Source organism: Oxyplasma meridianum (assembly GCF_038024865.1).
GTDB classification, from domain to species: Archaea; Thermoplasmatota; Thermoplasmata; order Thermoplasmatales; family Thermoplasmataceae; genus Oxyplasma; species Oxyplasma meridianum.
Window position 1 is genome coordinate 179,139 of the sequence record NZ_CP133772.1, and the last position, 15,454, is coordinate 194,592.

The 15,454-nt window shown below is 33.3% G+C and carries 15 protein-coding genes; 7 read left to right on the plus strand and 8 right to left on the minus strand.

Annotation, left to right across the window (positions count from 1 at the left end; all coding sequences use genetic code 11):
* Positions 1-187 precede the first annotated feature (187 nt).
* The 4 genes from OXIME_RS00905 to OXIME_RS00920 all read right to left on the minus strand — a co-directional run bounded on the left by OXIME_RS00905 (position 188) and on the right by OXIME_RS00920 (position 2,595).
* Complete coding sequence (locus tag OXIME_RS00905) at positions 188-547, minus strand: NAD(P)/FAD-dependent oxidoreductase (RefSeq protein ID WP_393971613.1); 360 nt, start codon at positions 545-547, stop codon at positions 188-190.
* A 152-nt stretch (positions 548-699) separates the two neighbouring features.
* Positions 700-1,044: an NAD(P)/FAD-dependent oxidoreductase gene (locus OXIME_RS00910; protein ID WP_393971614.1), complete on the minus strand. Its 345-nt coding sequence runs from the start codon at positions 1,042-1,044 to the stop codon at positions 700-702.
* Positions 1,045-1,082: 38 nt separating this feature from the next.
* Positions 1,083-1,250 (minus strand): hypothetical protein, encoded by a 168-nt coding sequence (locus OXIME_RS00915; RefSeq protein ID WP_393971615.1) that lies wholly within the window; start codon positions 1,248-1,250, stop codon positions 1,083-1,085.
* Between the two features lie 82 nt (positions 1,251-1,332).
* Positions 1,333-2,595, minus strand: a complete 1,263-nt coding sequence (locus tag OXIME_RS00920) for an MFS transporter (RefSeq protein ID WP_393971616.1) — start codon at positions 2,593-2,595, stop codon at positions 1,333-1,335.
* Positions 2,596-2,746: 151 nt separating this feature from the next.
* On the opposite strand from OXIME_RS00920, the gene OXIME_RS00925 reads away from it, so the two are divergent.
* Positions 2,747-3,058, plus strand: a complete 312-nt coding sequence (locus tag OXIME_RS00925) for a hypothetical protein (protein WP_393971409.1) — start codon at positions 2,747-2,749, stop codon at positions 3,056-3,058.
* Complete coding sequence (locus OXIME_RS00930; RefSeq protein WP_393971408.1) at positions 3,055-4,728, plus strand: hypothetical protein; 1,674 nt, start codon at positions 3,055-3,057, stop codon at positions 4,726-4,728. The genes OXIME_RS00925 and OXIME_RS00930 overlap by 4 nt, the downstream gene beginning before the upstream one ends.
* A gap of 603 nt (positions 4,729-5,331) precedes the next feature.
* Here the strand turns inward: OXIME_RS00930 and OXIME_RS00935 are convergent.
* The 4 genes from OXIME_RS00935 to OXIME_RS00950 all read right to left on the minus strand — a co-directional run bounded on the left by OXIME_RS00935 (position 5,332) and on the right by OXIME_RS00950 (position 6,402).
* Positions 5,332-5,586, minus strand: a complete 255-nt coding sequence (locus tag OXIME_RS00935; protein ID WP_393971617.1) for a hypothetical protein — start codon at positions 5,584-5,586, stop codon at positions 5,332-5,334.
* A gap of 78 nt (positions 5,587-5,664) precedes the next feature.
* Complete coding sequence (locus OXIME_RS00940; protein ID WP_393971618.1) at positions 5,665-5,862, minus strand: hypothetical protein; 198 nt, start codon at positions 5,860-5,862, stop codon at positions 5,665-5,667.
* Positions 5,859-6,197: a hypothetical protein gene (locus tag OXIME_RS00945; protein ID WP_393971619.1), complete on the minus strand. Its 339-nt coding sequence runs from the start codon at positions 6,195-6,197 to the stop codon at positions 5,859-5,861. Before OXIME_RS00945 ends, OXIME_RS00940 begins: the two co-directional genes overlap by 4 nt.
* Positions 6,163-6,402 (minus strand): transposase, encoded by a 240-nt coding sequence (locus tag OXIME_RS00950; RefSeq protein WP_393971620.1) that lies wholly within the window; start codon positions 6,400-6,402, stop codon positions 6,163-6,165. The genes OXIME_RS00945 and OXIME_RS00950 overlap by 35 nt, the downstream gene beginning before the upstream one ends.
* Before the next feature lie 437 nt (positions 6,403-6,839).
* Between OXIME_RS00950 and OXIME_RS00955 the strand changes: the two genes are divergently transcribed.
* The 5 genes from OXIME_RS00955 (at position 6,840) to OXIME_RS00975 (ending at position 15,453) form a co-directional block, all read left to right on the plus strand.
* Positions 6,840-8,798, plus strand: a complete 1,959-nt coding sequence (locus OXIME_RS00955; protein WP_393971621.1) for a hydantoinase/oxoprolinase family protein — start codon at positions 6,840-6,842, stop codon at positions 8,796-8,798.
* Positions 8,795-10,321 (plus strand): hydantoinase B/oxoprolinase family protein, encoded by a 1,527-nt coding sequence (locus OXIME_RS00960; protein ID WP_393971622.1) that lies wholly within the window; start codon positions 8,795-8,797, stop codon positions 10,319-10,321. Before OXIME_RS00955 ends, OXIME_RS00960 begins: the two co-directional genes overlap by 4 nt.
* Positions 10,322-11,190: 869 nt before the next feature.
* Entirely contained in the window at positions 11,191-12,564 is a 1,374-nt protein-coding gene (tcuA, locus tag OXIME_RS00965) for an FAD-dependent tricarballylate dehydrogenase TcuA (protein WP_393971623.1), read from the plus strand.
* Entirely contained in the window at positions 12,545-13,612 is a 1,068-nt protein-coding gene (locus OXIME_RS00970; RefSeq protein WP_393971624.1) for a hypothetical protein, read from the plus strand. Before tcuA ends, OXIME_RS00970 begins: the two co-directional genes overlap by 20 nt.
* A 479-nt stretch (positions 13,613-14,091) precedes the next feature.
* On the plus strand, positions 14,092-15,453 hold the full coding sequence (locus tag OXIME_RS00975) for an MFS transporter (RefSeq protein ID WP_393971625.1): 1,362 nt from the start codon (positions 14,092-14,094) through the stop codon (positions 15,451-15,453).
* Position 15,454: the final 1 nt, after the last annotated feature.

Sequence of the window (15,454 nt, forward strand, 5' to 3'; positions counted from 1 at the left end):
TTTATTTAAAATAGTTTCTGCAATAGTAAATAAATTAAATAATTAAAATTTATATTTTTATAAAATTTTTTTCACAATAGAATTATAAAAGATAAAAATATATACATTTTTATAATTAATACTACTTTTATCTACAATTAACCAATTACTTTTAAAAAAGTTTAAATATTTTTTTAATTTATGTTTATTAATAAAGCCGGTTTTTTAAAATTATTGATATTACTACTTTAGAAGGATAATCTATATCGCCTAAACTATTTATTTTATTGATTATATATTTATCATTAATTTTTTCATATACTTTATTTAATAATTTATCGTTTACACTAATAGATAAAAAATATTTTTGTATTATTGCAACTGTTCTTAATTTAAAACCAATTTCTTTTTTCCACAAATTCTGATATTCTGATAATGATTTTTTAGAATAATCCTCATTTTTTAATGCATCATCTATAGCTATTGCAGCATTTTTATCTGAAATAACGCCTGTATAAATTCCACCACCTGATAATGGTTTTACAATTCCAGCTGCATCGCCTATCAATAAAGATTTGTAACCATATTTTTTTTAAGTAATTCATTGGAATAGGGCCTGAATTGATGCCAAGAATTTTTGATCCCTAAAATTTTTTATTTATATTATTAAAATATTTTATTGCTGTTACATGATCAACACCTACACCTATTCTTGTTATATCACCTGATGGAACAGCTTATCCTAAGAAGCCTTCGCTGTTCTGTGAACCTATAAAACATTGACATCATCCTGATCTTCAATAGAATAAGCGGAATCAACCTGATACGTTGAAATAATTTTTTTGGCATTTCATAATTTAATGATTTTCTTACTCTGCTATTTGTACCATCTGCTCCAACAACAATTTTTGATTTTTTATATTTTATTGTCCCGTCTTGTTTATATTTTACTTCGGCATATTCATTATTTACTGAAACATCCATTACTCTTGCATTAATTTCTACATCTGTTCCGTAATTTATTGCCATTGCTGAAGCATATTTATCGAAATCATCCTTGTACATTACAATAGTTTTTTCTGATTTTGATATATGAATGCTTTTTATTTTACATATTTAGATACTCTTTCTGAAACAAGTCCAGTGCATTCTGCGGGTTTTCCTATTTCCCTTTGCTCTTCTAAATTTAAAACACCATATCCTTTTTTAGATAATTCATATGAAAGATAAGATCCTAATGGACTCGAACCGACAACTATTAAATCATGCACATTTTATAATTATATTCAGTTATATATATTGATATGTTAGATTAGTTAAATTTAAAAATTTATTTTTATAATAATATTAATTTTATGTTGCAGTATCTTCTATATCCATGGAAGTATTCATAGATTCTTTTGTTCTATATATCGAATATATTGCTATTACTATAAAAATTATTGTGAATACTGGATAAAGAAAATAAAATATTCCTCCCAAATAGTCTGAAATATATGGTGCTGGACCGCCAATAAAAGAATTTCCATATTGGTATGCTGCGGAGTTTCCAGAATATCTGACATCTGTAGGGAATATCTCTGAAATCATTGCTCCCAGAGGTGCATAGCTTAGTCCATGTGCAATTCCGAATATAGTCAAAAATATAATAAAATATACTGGGGAAATAAGGTATATAGAAGGATAAATAACTATCAATGCTATAATATTTGCTACTGCTATTGTTATTCTTCTTCCATTTTTATCAGATATTTTTCCGCCAATGAATACAAATATTATATCAACTATGCCAAATACTGCGGTTCCGATCAAACCCTCAAAAACGGTTATTTTATGGAAAGATTCAAACAAAGCCGGTAAAAGTGTTATTGCAAAATAAAAGAAGTTTCCCGATGATCCTGCAATAATTGTACCAAGCAATACTGATTTCCAGTGTTTTTTCATTAATGTTTTAAAAGGAAATTTTGATATTTTATTTTCTAATTTTTCTTTAATAAATAGAGGTGTTTCTTTTATTTTCAATCTTATAAAGACACCTATAATAACTATAACGAAACTAAGTAAAAATGGTATTCTCCATCCATATGATATCATTAAACTATGGGGCAGGTAATAAACTAATGGTAAGAATATAAAAACTCCTATTAATAAACCAATACCCACAGTAGCTTGAACAAAAGAAGAGTAAAAGCCTCTTTTTTTCTGGAAATTTTCTAGATTTAAGAGCATTGCACCTCCCCATTCTCCACCAAGTCCAAAGCCAAGTATTAGTCTTAATAATACTAAAATTATAACGGCTAAAATTCCTATTGATTTTTCCCCAGGAATAATTCCGGTTAAACCAGTTGCAATTCCCGAAATTAATAGTGTCAATAGTAACATTTTCTTTCTACCTATCTTATCACCATAATGGCCGAAAATAAATGCACCTATTGGTCTTGTTACAAAACCTAAAGCAAATGTTAATAATGTAAGTAGAATTGCTATACTAGGGTTTACAAATGGATAAAATACTTCAGAAATATAAATAGCTCCTGAAGAAAAAATAAAAATACCATACCATTCTACTATTGTTCCCATCATTGAGGCAAGTATAACGTCTCTAGATTTTTCCATGATGTTTCATAAATTATTTTTATTTAAAGTTTTTGCGTAAGGCTATGGCGGTCATTCAATTCCATAATTCTATACTAATCTTCTCTTGGAAACCCTTTAGAATTCAATGCGACCGAAAGATCTATATACTACACTGTAATTACAGTGTAGTATGACATTAATTGTAAATAAAATAACAAAGAATGGGCACACCTACTATACGGTGTTGGATGAGAAGTGGGTGAACGGAAGACCTGTAAGAAAATATGTTGGATATCTCGGTAAATCTCCGAAGTCGAAGAATGAGATCAAACCTGAAGATATCCTGAAGTATGCGCAGAGACTCCTCAGCAAGGGAATAAGCCAGGAGGAGATCGATCAGATACTGAAGAAGATAGGTATAGAATATGATGCATGGCCCATAACGAAAATAATCATAGAGAACGACCTGAACCTTGAGAAGCTGATCCTGAAACTGAAATGATTCCTCCTGTGAAATTCAAACCATCATTCACCATGTGCCCTGAATGTGGAAAGCGGCTTACACTTAACAGCAGATATGGAAGAAAACTGAAAACATCCTCCGGAATATTTCCAATAATTAATGAGATCATGGAATGCAGCATTCATGGGATATATCGATCTGATATTCTTGGATCAATTGTTTCACCGCACTGCACATATGCAAATGATATCATGATCAAAGCAGCCATGGAGATGTTCCTGGATGGCAGGAGTTCATCGGAGGTTTCTTTGATCAAAGAAACAGGCATATCCGACAGACATGTGAGACGCCTTGCTGGAATGGCTCTCACAATATTCTCTGAGATCCATGAGGAATCATTAGATAAGCTCAGGAAAGAGATCAAATCGTATATACTGCAGATTGACGGCACAGTGGATTCCGATTTCGCCATGATTGTTGTTGTACGGGATGCGATATCCGGTTTCGTTTTATATGCAAAGAAATGTCATTCTGAATCTGAGGCATCCATAGAAGAGATATTCCTCACCGTAAGGGAGAGATTCGGCATTCCTGCAGGTATAATATCAGACATGCGAGAGGGTATACTCTCAGCGGCAGGAAATGTCTTTCCACGTGTTCCCATAAGGATATGCCTGATGCACTTCTTGCGGGATCTTGGAAAGGATCTCATGGATGAACTGCATAAAGCCCTCGGATCAGCTATTAACAGAGCAGGTATAAAATCGAAGCTTAAGGCAATCCTGAGAAACATGCCTGATTACGATCAGGTAACATTATACGAGATAGAATACGGTTACTGTTCAAAACGGAATACAATGGAAAACATGTCCATAAGGAGAATATTAGAGAAGATAACATCCATAAATGGTAGCTCTGGTTATGGATTTCCCTTCTCTCTCAGGCACCTGAACTTCTTCAATGCATGTAAAGATGCCATGAAACATCTTGCAGATCTTCGAGAAAAGACAGATCGAAGAGAAACACTGGATCTCATATCACAGATAATGAACAACCTGTCAAAGATAACAAAGAATGCACATACAGATCACATGGCGCATGATCTCTCGGATATCAATTCCCTTGTATTCCAGAAGATAAGGAATGGATTCTCCATACCTGATTCTGGAAATCTTTCAGAAGAGAAGAAATACGATTCATTGAAGGATGATCCCGTAATACATGAAAGCATCGGCATAATCATGGGTGAATTTCTTGTATACATGAAAACAAGGATAGAAGCACACATATTCTCTGCAGCCAAACATGCAATCGATCAATACACGAAATGGGAATCCTATCTGTACGCAAAGAATCCTGAAGGTACCATACCTCGCACTAATAACGGTATTGAGGGATTCTTTCGCAGGATGCGAAGAAACGTAAGAAAGAGATGTGGCAACATTGCAACCGGCAACATTCTGACACAGAGCGGTGTTCAACTGGCATTATTCCAGAATATGGGAAACAGGAAGTATAAGGGGATCGTGTTTGGATCGGAAGATATATCCTCTGTATTTGCAAAACACAGGAAACATTTCCGGAAGGATGAGATGACAAGGAAAAGGAAGATGGAACTTGTGGATGCAGGTACAGAGAAGATACTAAACAACAAAATACCAGACAGTCCATATAATAATGAAATGTGGGAACAATACAAAAGGGTGTAAGGACTGTAAATCAATTATATTTTAAGAAGTGTATTTAAGAGATCCAGAGTAGAATGTCCGCCATAGGCGTAAGGTAAATATGTATGTTGTCCTTAAATAAGTTCTCTTATACACTATAATTATATAAGCTAACAAATATTAAACATACAATGAAATTAAATAATAAGAAAATAAAATACATTATAAAAGAAAGGAAGATCATCAATAGGATTGGCATTAATATACCATGTAAGCAAGAGATACATAAATAAAATGTACTATAATTACAGAAAATACAATAAGGATACATTATACAAAAGGGGGGAAGAAAAGTAAAAATCATAGATAAATACATTGAAGAATTAATAATTAAAATAAAAAATGATTATCCTTTATCAGAACCTTTAACTATAGGGAAATATCTTATAAAAAATTATAATATTAAAGTATCACATAAGATTATATATAAGATATTATTGAATAATAATGACATTTTCGAATAACTACTGAAATTCGCCATATTTCTCCCTATTTTATCCAATGACATGAATTTGCACTTCTAAACTTGCCCGAATTCACAATATTGATCTGTTTTTTCTATTATTTTCATTAATTTCCGATAGATCACGCTATGGATCTCTTCTTTTTTATTCTCATCATGCAGATCAGATTGTGACCAAAACACATGAACATGTTCTTAACCCTCACCCTTGATACTGTTGTTACAAATATATGGCCGCCATGGAATATCCCCTTGATAACAGAATATGGTCTTTCGCCCCTTGATCGTTTCCTTGTTATTCGGAGATTTCTCCTTATGCTTTCAATTGTAAGTTTGTGATCTTTTACAGAGCGATCCATAGTTGCATCTATTACCATGCATGAAACACAAAAATATCTCTTTTTTTTGTATTTGACAATCCCGGGTATAAAAAGATCGATCTGTGAATCATGCACTTAAGCCTTTATGGTTGAATAATTGATTATCATGTCATTATGGGCGTCCTGTATTGTATGTAACTTGTATCGGAAGTGTAATCTCTTATTCTTCACTGCCCATGATCCATCCTTTGATCTTCTTGTCCTTGCACTCTTTCTCTCCCCTAACCATCTCCTTTTCTTTCTCTTGGTCTCTTCCTTTTTCGCCTTTTTCAACTCCTTCTCTGTGGATTCATTTCCTTTTTCTTCTCACTTGTATATGGTGAGATCATTTCATCCAATGTTTTTTCATCTTTTTTACGATCTCCATGCCACGGATCTGTTTCCATGCATGTTGCATCCTGTATGGTGCCCTTCTTCACAGATATCCCCTTCTCCTTGAACTGCTTCCATATACTATTCCAGATAATCTTGTCCTTGCCGGTTTTGTATAACACATCTTTGAAGAACCACACTGTTCTTGCATCTGGTACTGATGAGGGAAAGTCAAGGAAGTTCATGAAATCCAACCGGTTGTTAATCTCTCTCAATGGTATTATCAACAATGCCATATACAGAATGGAGAAAGAGTATCTTCACCATCAATACCGGATCATAATTTGGCCTTCCACCTTTTTTGGTATAGTTTGCATATAGATCATTAAGGATAAATCTGATTTTATCCCAATCAATGATTGTCTTCATGTTATGGAGTATGTCACCATATCTTTTCAATTGATCATATTTCTCCTGAAGACCGTAATTCATTATGTTCATAAGACAGGTTCATGATGGCATGAATAGAGATTGTGGTCTCGCATGGTGATATTTATTTTATAAATTACACATCTTGGAATAAGTCGAATCGGGAAGATTTGTTTCATGATTTCCAGAGTATGGGGTAATAGGGATAGTTTTTAGAAAAACTCTATACAATAAAATCATTAAAACCTTACTTTAATACATGGGAAGAAGTAATATATTATTACAAATATAAAAAAAATATGTCATTATGTGTGGATAACATTAATAACACCAGCAATAGCATTTATAAAAATGTAAGTTAAATGAAATTAAAAATATTAAAAATAACTAATTATTTAAAGGAACTAATTTCAAAATATCATTTTTTATATTTATATGAAATATATTTACACACTTACATACTTATAAGATGAGCATAAATTTAATAATATATCTAATGTTTACAATTTATGGTAATAGTTTCTGTTGATATAGGTGGCACTTTCACAGATATAGTGTCAATAGAAAATAGTGAAATAAGTTATTATAAAGTGCCAACAACTCCAAAAAATCCCGAAATTGGAGTAATGCTAGGCCTTAATAAATATTTAAAAAATAAAAAAATAGATGAATTTTTGCATGCAACAACAATAGCATCAAATTCTTTATTGGGTCAGTATGGTTTGGAATTACCAAAAATAGGATTATTAACAACTAAAGGTTTTAAAGATGTAATAGAAATCGGAAGGCAGAACAGGCCTGAATTATATAATTTAAATTTTCACAGGCCAAAAACACTCGTTCCTGAAAAATTAAGATATGAAATAGATGAAAGAACTGATGTTTCCGGCAATATTATTAAAGAATTAAATGAAGATGAATTAAAAAGTATAAAAGATAAACTGGAAAAAAATAATATTAAATCCATAGGAATATGCTTTTTGCATTCATATAAAAATCCGGAAAATGAATTAAAGGCAAAGAAATTCTTTGAAAAATATATTAAAAATATATCTATTTCATATGAAATTTCTCCAGAACCAAGGGAATATGAAAGAATGTCGACAACAATTGTAAATGCCGCGCTTTCAACGATTACATCAGAGTATATAAAAAATCTTGAATTAGGATTAAAAGCATTTCATAACAATAATTTTAAAATCATGTCCAATGCTGGTGGTTTAATATTCGGTGATGAGGCTTCTAAAAAACCTGTAAATATAATAGAATCAGGACCTGCAGCGGGTGTTATAGCAGCATCGGAATTTGCCAAGATAATGGATATTAAAAATGTCATAGCCTTTGATATGGGAGGAACCACTGCAAAAGCAGGAACAATATTAAACGGTAATTTTGAAATTACTTCAGAATATGAAGTTGGCGGTTCATCTCACCATGGGAGGTTAGTAAAGGGATCAGGATATCCAGTAAGATTTCCCTTTATAGATTTATCCGAAGTCTCGGCTGGTGGTGGTACAATAATATGGAAGGATGAAGCTGGCGGTCTCAATATTGGACCTAAAAGCTCTGGATCTGATCCAGGACCTGTATGCTACAATAAAGGAGGAAAATATCCTACACTAACTGATGCAAACCTTATTTTAGGAATAATAAACGATAAAATGTCAGGTTCAGATTTTGAATTAAAAAAGGATTTATCATTAAAAGCTTTAGAAAAATTAGGGAACCCATACGAAATTGCTGAAGAGTCAATAAAATTAGCAGTACTAGAAATGGCGAGAGGCATAAGGCTAGTAACTGTTGAAAGGGGCCTTGACCCAGAAGATTTCACCTTATTCGGTTTTGGCGGTGCTGGCCCACAGTTTGTTGTGAGAATAGCAGAAGAGCTCAATATGAAAAAAGTTATAATACCTCCTGGTCCAGGGGTATTCAGTGCTTTGGGCTTATTATATTCTAATATGAGGTATGAGGCAAGAAAATCTTATCCAGAAAAACTGGAAAATGATTATAAAGAATTGGAAGATAAATTAAAAATAAAATTAAAAAAACCGGAATTTTTAAAATATGCTGATTGCCGTTATATTGGCCAAGGATCAGAATTAACAATTCCTGTAAAAGAAATAAATAAAGATAAAATATATAAAGACTTTGAGGAAATGCATGAAAAAACATTCGGTTTTAAATTAAATAAAAGCATTGAAATATTCACAATAAGAGTATTTGCAGTACAAAAAAGGAATAAACCGGAAATAAAAAATTCTTTTAGCAATAAAGCATCATCATACAAAAGAAATGTATATATTGAAGATAAATGGTATGAAATAAATGTTTATTCAAGGGATTCTTTAGTAAAAGGTGAAAATATAAAGGGACCATGCATAATAGAAGAAAATGGAAGTAGTACTTTTATTCCTCAGGAATGGTCTGCTCAATTGGGAAAAAATGATGAAATAAGGGTGATAAAATGAACTGGGAAATTATAGGTAAAAGCACGCAGTTTATTGCAGAAGAAATGGGCGTTGCATTAAAAAGATCAGCATTATCTCCAAATATAAGGGAAAGAATGGATCATAGCTGTGCCATTCTGGATATAAATGGAAGAATAATAGCACAAGCTGAACATATACCCGTTCATTTAGGGTCTTTTAAAATAGGTTCAAAAAACATATTAAATTATATGGAAAAAAATAATATAACATTAAAAGAGAATGAAACAATAATTACTAATGACCCTTATATATCAGGAACACATTTAAATGATGTTACCTTCATAGCACCAGTTTATCATGAAAATAAATTAATATGCTATGCCATAAATAAAGCACATAATGTTGATGTTGGCGGCCCAGTATTTGGCAGCTTGAATCCTGAAGCAATGAATCTATATCAGGAAGGAATGATCATTCCACCAGTAAAGGTTTCAAATGATGTAATATCAATAATATTATCGAATTTCAAAGATCCAGATACAGCGATAGGAGATTTAAATGCGCAGATGGCTGCAAATAGAATGGGAATGAAAAGAATAAAAGAAATGATAGATAAATACGGTGTAAATGATTTATTGAATGCATGGGATGAACTTATAAAGCATTCTAAGGAATTATCAATAAAAAGAATATCTGAATGGCCAGAAGGTTCATATGAAAGCTTTGATTATTTAGAAAATGGTAATAATAAAATAAAAATAAATTTAAAATTAACTGTTAAAAAAGATAAAATTATAGCAGATTTTACTGGCACTGATAATGAAATGGATTATCCACTGAATGCTGTTTTAGGTGTAACATTTTCATCTGTATCTTTTGCAATAAGAAGTGCAATGAATTATGATATACCAACAAATGATGGTTTTTATTCAATAATAGATTTAATAGCACCATATAAATCAATTTTAAATCCAGAAAGCCCTCATCCAGTATCAGGAGGAAATGTTGAAACAACACAGAGAGTTGCAGATGTAACCTTAAAGGCATTATCATTATTTTTAAATGAAATACCTGCAGGTTCTTCAGGAACAATGATGAATATAATGTTGGGTGGAAAAAATAACAATAAATATTGGTCATACTATGAAACAATTGGCGGTGGCAATGGTGCAAGGTACAATTCAAATGGTGAATCAGGAATACATTCAAATATGACAAATACTTTGAATACACCTATAGAAATCGCTGAAAAGGAATATCCAATGTTTTTCACAGCTTATAAACTAAGGCAAAACTCCGGTGGCTCAGGAAAATACAGAGGCGGCAACGGAATTGTAAGGTCATTTAAAGTATTAAATAAAACATATATTTCTGTTATAGCAGAGAGATTTATCATACCACCTTATGGAATACACGGGGGAAATCATGGTAAAACTGGATCATTATATTTAGTATTAAAAGGTAAAAAAAAGAAAATGAATAGTAAATTTTCTTCAGTTTTAAATGAAAATGATGAAGTAATTATAGAAACCCCTGGTGGAGGTGGATACGGTAAAAAATAGAAAAATAATTTACAATATAAATAAAAATTATCGCATTAAATATAATTTTATATATCTAAATATGGAATATTAAGATTTTAGCATTTTCTATGAGATCTTTAGCAAATGTAATTAATGGTATTTTTCTTTGTTTTGCTTTATGAGCAATAATATAATCATAAAAATTTTTAAGACTCACATCATTGTCAATAATTAAAGATATTGTACCAGATAGTGTACTGAAAGTGCTCTAAATCTTTTTTCCTTCTTTTCCGTCAAACAAATAACCTTTTATGAGTTCTTGCATTATTACTTCTTGGTCTTGTATTTTTATCACCTTCAACATAATTATACAAGACCGTTTTAAATTTACAGCAAAATCTGTACACTATATTTTCTGTCTTTCAGAAAACTGATTATCATCTCTTTTACTATTTCTAATTGATCCTGCATATTTTTACCTCCTCAAATCTGAATTGTGCAGGGTGTTTTCAATTTTAGAGCACTTTCAGTACACTATGAATTATTTTTTGTAATATACTCCAATTCTTAATTTCCTTAGCATATATAGTGGCCTTCAAGATATACAGAGTTGACTTACAACATGGAAAAGCATATTGAACATCTTTTCATATATTTTCATATATTTAAACTATCTACTAAAGATAAAGAGAACCCAGTATTCAACAATCATAATCGAAAGGGAGAACGGGGAGATCTTATTGTAAAATGGCCTTGCAAATTCATAGATCAGTTTACAGACATCTACGAGGAAAGGTCATCTTAAATTCGTATATAATTCAGGAAACTTTGAATTACTCCAATGTGCGAAATACTTGAATCTGTAGTTATAGTAAGGAATTTATGTAACATTGATCTAAAGATTTTAAATGTTTAATTTTGATGTTTGCGTGATCGGAGGAGGCAATGCTGGGATTGTATCAGCAATAACTGCCGCTGAAAATGGATCTTCCGTGATTCTTTTAGAAGTATCTCCCATCTTTGAACGTGGCGGGAATACTAAGTATACCAGGGATATACGATATGTGCATGAAGCAGATAGCTACACCTCTGGATCTTATTCTGCACAGGAACTTATTGATGATCTAAAAAGCGTTTCAGGTGATAAGATAAATTTAGAAAAGGCTAATATTGTAATAGAAAATTCTTCGGACATACCTTCCTGGATGGAGAAGCATGGGGTAATTTTCAAAAATGACATAAGAGGAACGTTGAGCCTAAGTAGAACCAATGTGTTTTTCCTTGGTGGTGGGAAGGCGTTGCTTAATACATACTACAGAAGGGCTGAAAAGTTAGGGATAAAAATACTATACAACTCTAATTTAACAAACATAAAATTTAATGATGGAACCGCAAAGTCGATTTCCGCATTAATTGACAATAACATTATCCAGGTATTTTTCAATAATTTGATACTTGCATCTGGTGGTTTTGAGGGCAATACAGAAGTATTAAACAAGTTGTGGGGGCCCAAGGCTGATAATTTCATTATCAGGGGTTCTCGATTCAATACTGGGAAACCACTATTTATAATGAGAGAAAACGGCGCGAAGATTATTGGCCCACCAAGAGGTGGACATATGGTTGGAGTGGATGGAAGGGCACCTAAGTTTGATGGCGGAATTGTTACAAGAATTGATGCTATACCCATGGGAATTGTTATTAACAGAGATGGTGAAAGGTTCTATGATGAAGGAGAGGACATATGGCCCAAAAGATATGCAATTTGGGGACAGTTAATAGCAGATCAACCAGACCAATGTGCCTATGTAATAGTTGACGCAAAAATGAAAGGAGACTACATGCCAGGACCATTTCCTCCATACTCGGCCAACACTTTCGAGGAACTTTTTAAAAAATTAAATGTGCCATTTGAAAAAGCAATCAAAAACGTTGAAGATTTCAATAATGCCGTAAGAATGGGTAAATTTGACAGATCAGTCAAAGATGACTGCCACACAGAGGGAATAAGTCCACCAAAATCACATTGGGCACGGCGTATAGATACGCCGCCATTTTATGCCTATCCGCTTAAACCGGGCCTGACATTTACTTATTTGGGGCTTGAAATTGATAACGATGGCAGAGTGATGGGAATAGATGGGGATTTTGCCAATGTTTATGCCGCAGGTGAAATTATGTCAGGAAATGTGCTGGTCAGTGGTTACCTTGCTGGTTTTGGATTGACAATTGGGACAGTATTTGGAAGGAGGGCAGGTAACAGTGCTACCGGAAGATATTAACTCAGCAATAAATGAGGCCAGGCGGGAGTTGATTATATGCAACTCCTGCAGATACTGTGAAGGTTATTGTGACGTATGGGACGCCATTGAAAGGAAAACGGAATTTTCCAAAAATGATATTTTTCATTTTTCCAACCTTTGCCATGACTGCAGAGAATGTTTTTATGTATGCCCCTTTGTTGAACCACACGAATATAAGCTAAATATTCCAAAGGCACTAAGTAAAGTGCGGCAGTATTCATATCAGGAATTTTCAACTCCGAAGAAAATGTCATGGGTTTACAATAAAATGTCATTGTTGACATTATTACTTACAATAGCAGCAATAGCAGTGTTATTTTCATTCTTTGCACTATCTCACGGCTTCTCATCGTTTACTGGACATTATGTTGGAATATTGCAAGCAATACCCATCAGCACTTTTAAAGTAATTTCAATTGCAATATACGTTTATGTTCTTTCTTTGTGGTCAGTTGAAGGTTACCTTTACTGGAGGGCTATAAAGAATGATAATAGTATCAAGTTTTCATCAATCCTTGCGGCTGCGTGGGATGTTATATGGCATAAAAATTTTAGAGGCGGCAGTGCAGGTTGCAATTATCCCACTGAAGATTCAAAAAAATCAAGGCTTTACTTTCATCCACTGGTTTTCTTCGGTTTCATCATTGACTGGGTAAGTATAATTTTCTACCCATTCACTAATAATCTGGTTTTTTGGATTTATACGGTGGGATCTGCAATGATATTCATTGGTGCTTCATCATTGCTTTATATGAAACTAGTATCTAACAAGACCCTTGAGAATCTTGATATGAGAAAGATTGACTTTCCTTTCACTGTTCTATTACTTCTGGCAGGGTTGACAGGAATGGTTTTTCCATTACTATTGTCATACCCTGAATGGGTAATTGTATTCCTGCTTCATGATGCATTTATATTCTCAATATTTATATTAGCACCATACAGTAAATTCATGCATCCCATATACCGGTACATTTCGTTAATAAGGAACAGAATTGAGGATGTAAAAGATATATGGAATGCTTGAATAATTCGACAATGATTCTTCTGTATTTCGTTGAATATATTTAAATCATGGAGATGGCAAAACAAACGTTCTGTTAACGGCTTTTGATAGTATCTAAATTTTTGTTAATTCCTTTACTTATTACCCAAATCATTAAGGAAATCTCATAATATAAAAGGATGTTTCCAGAAACTACCTTTTAAAGAATAAAGAATGAAGGATTTTTAATAAAATGATATCTGAAATAGTAAAATTGATATAATGGACTAAAACTAAGGACAAGGTATGTAAATATCCATGATATAAAGGTAAGAAAAGGCATTGTCAATGAGTTCCATTCCAACATGTCTGCCAGATATCGAATGATGTCGGAATTGATTGTAATATGGTCTTTATTTACTAAAGAAGAATTTTGATGGCTATCCCAGATATGCTTAATTATGGATCATGCTAACAGGTTAGAATCTAACTATTTATACCTCAAGCCATTATATTTTGGTATGGTGGAACAAAATTCAAATTCGGAAAATATTGCTGGTAGGCTGGAAAGACTCCCCTTCAGCAGGTTTCATGTGAAATTCGCCCTTATGCTGACTAGTGGCGAATGGGCCGAGAGTCTTATGCTCTTAGGGAATGGTGCTATTCTTGGACTTGTAGCAACAACTTTCGGGTTGACTGGTAATCTCTCGATTTACGCCCTTCCCGCATTCTTCTTCGTAGGGGAATTTATAGGTTCCATATTTTTTGGAAGACTGGCAGACACCAGGGGAAGGAAGGCGGTCTTTCTGTACAATCAGTTGATTTTTGGTATTGGCATGATCATTGCCGGATTCATGATGGATTGGCAACTTGTGGCCATTTTTGTGCTCATAGGTGGAATTGGAGTTGGAGGCGAATTTCCTCTTGTGGACAGCTATGGCACAGAAGTTTTCACCGGTAAAAACAGGGGAGCTTGGCTCGCTTTAATTTACACTATAGCTGTTACGGCCGCCCCATTGATAGTCTATATAACTTCCTTAACATCCAGTATGGGGTATTATTCTTTCAGGATACCACTATGGTTCATGGGTGCTGCCGGGATAGCAGTATGGATATTAAGATTCAGACTTAAGGAATCTCCTCGATGGCTGGCCAACCATGGAAAACTGAAGGAAGCCCAGGAAATGATGGACAACATAGAGGCTGAGGTTAAGAGGGAGAATGGAATTAAAGAACTGCCACCTATTTCTGATAAATTCGAGGTGCCGGTTAGAGTTTCTAAATACAAAGACATATTTGCACCGGACGTAAGAAAGACCACAATAATGATGGCCATTTTCATGTTTTTCCAGTCTGGAATTTTTTATGGGTTTGCTACTTTTGCTCCCGGTCTTGTCGTTGTGTCATACCCTAAGAGTGATCCCCTCGGAGGCGCAGCTGTGATATTTTCAGGATTCCTTGTTGGAAGCATATTCAATATATTTATAATAGACAAGATAGAAAGAAAGTGGGGAATTATCCTTTTTGCGGTTCTTGGAGGTGTTTTTGGAACATTCTTTGCGGTTATACACGGATTTGACGAGGCAGTGTTATTTGGTTTCTTAACAGCTTTCATGCTCTGGAACTTTTCAAATTTCTTGCATCAATACAATGCTGAGGTATTTCCCACAAGAGTAAGGACCACTGCAGCAGGTTTCGTATATTCAATTAGCAGGATATCCACAACAATTCTGGTTCTGTTCATTGTATTTTTTATAGGTTCTCACAACGCACCAGGAATATTCACATTTGTCTGGATATTAGTTGCTATTGTCTCACTGGTACTTATTACTCTAGGTCCAAAGAGTACAACAAGAAAGTTTGTGGAACAGATAGCAAATTAAA

Bases quoted from the DNA above. Each gene is read 5' to 3' on its own strand.
- OXIME_RS00910 (WP_393971614.1), bottom strand. From the start codon at position 1,044: ATGTACAAGGATGATTTCGATAAATATGCTTCAGCAATGGCAATAAAT.
- OXIME_RS00920 (WP_393971616.1), bottom strand. From the start codon at position 2,595: ATGGAAAAATCTAGAGACGTTATACTTGCCTCAATGATGGGAACAATA.
- OXIME_RS00925 (WP_393971409.1), top strand. From the start codon at position 2,747: ATGACATTAATTGTAAATAAAATAACAAAGAATGGGCACACCTACTAT.
- OXIME_RS00930 (WP_393971408.1), top strand. From the start codon at position 3,055: ATGATTCCTCCTGTGAAATTCAAACCATCATTCACCATGTGCCCTGAA.
- OXIME_RS00935 (WP_393971617.1), bottom strand. From the start codon at position 5,586: ATGGTAATAGATGCAACTATGGATCGCTCTGTAAAAGATCACAAACTT.
- OXIME_RS00945 (WP_393971619.1), bottom strand. From the start codon at position 6,197: ATGGCATTGTTGATAATACCATTGAGAGAGATTAACAACCGGTTGGAT.
- OXIME_RS00950 (WP_393971620.1), bottom strand. From the start codon at position 6,402: ATGAACATAATGAATTACGGTCTTCAGGAGAAATATGATCAATTGAAA.
- OXIME_RS00955 (WP_393971621.1), top strand. From the start codon at position 6,840: ATGGTAATAGTTTCTGTTGATATAGGTGGCACTTTCACAGATATAGTG.
- OXIME_RS00960 (WP_393971622.1), top strand. From the start codon at position 8,795: ATGAACTGGGAAATTATAGGTAAAAGCACGCAGTTTATTGCAGAAGAA.
- tcuA (WP_393971623.1), top strand. From the start codon at position 11,191: ATGTTTAATTTTGATGTTTGCGTGATCGGAGGAGGCAATGCTGGGATT.
- OXIME_RS00975 (WP_393971625.1), top strand. From the start codon at position 14,092: ATGGTGGAACAAAATTCAAATTCGGAAAATATTGCTGGTAGGCTGGAA.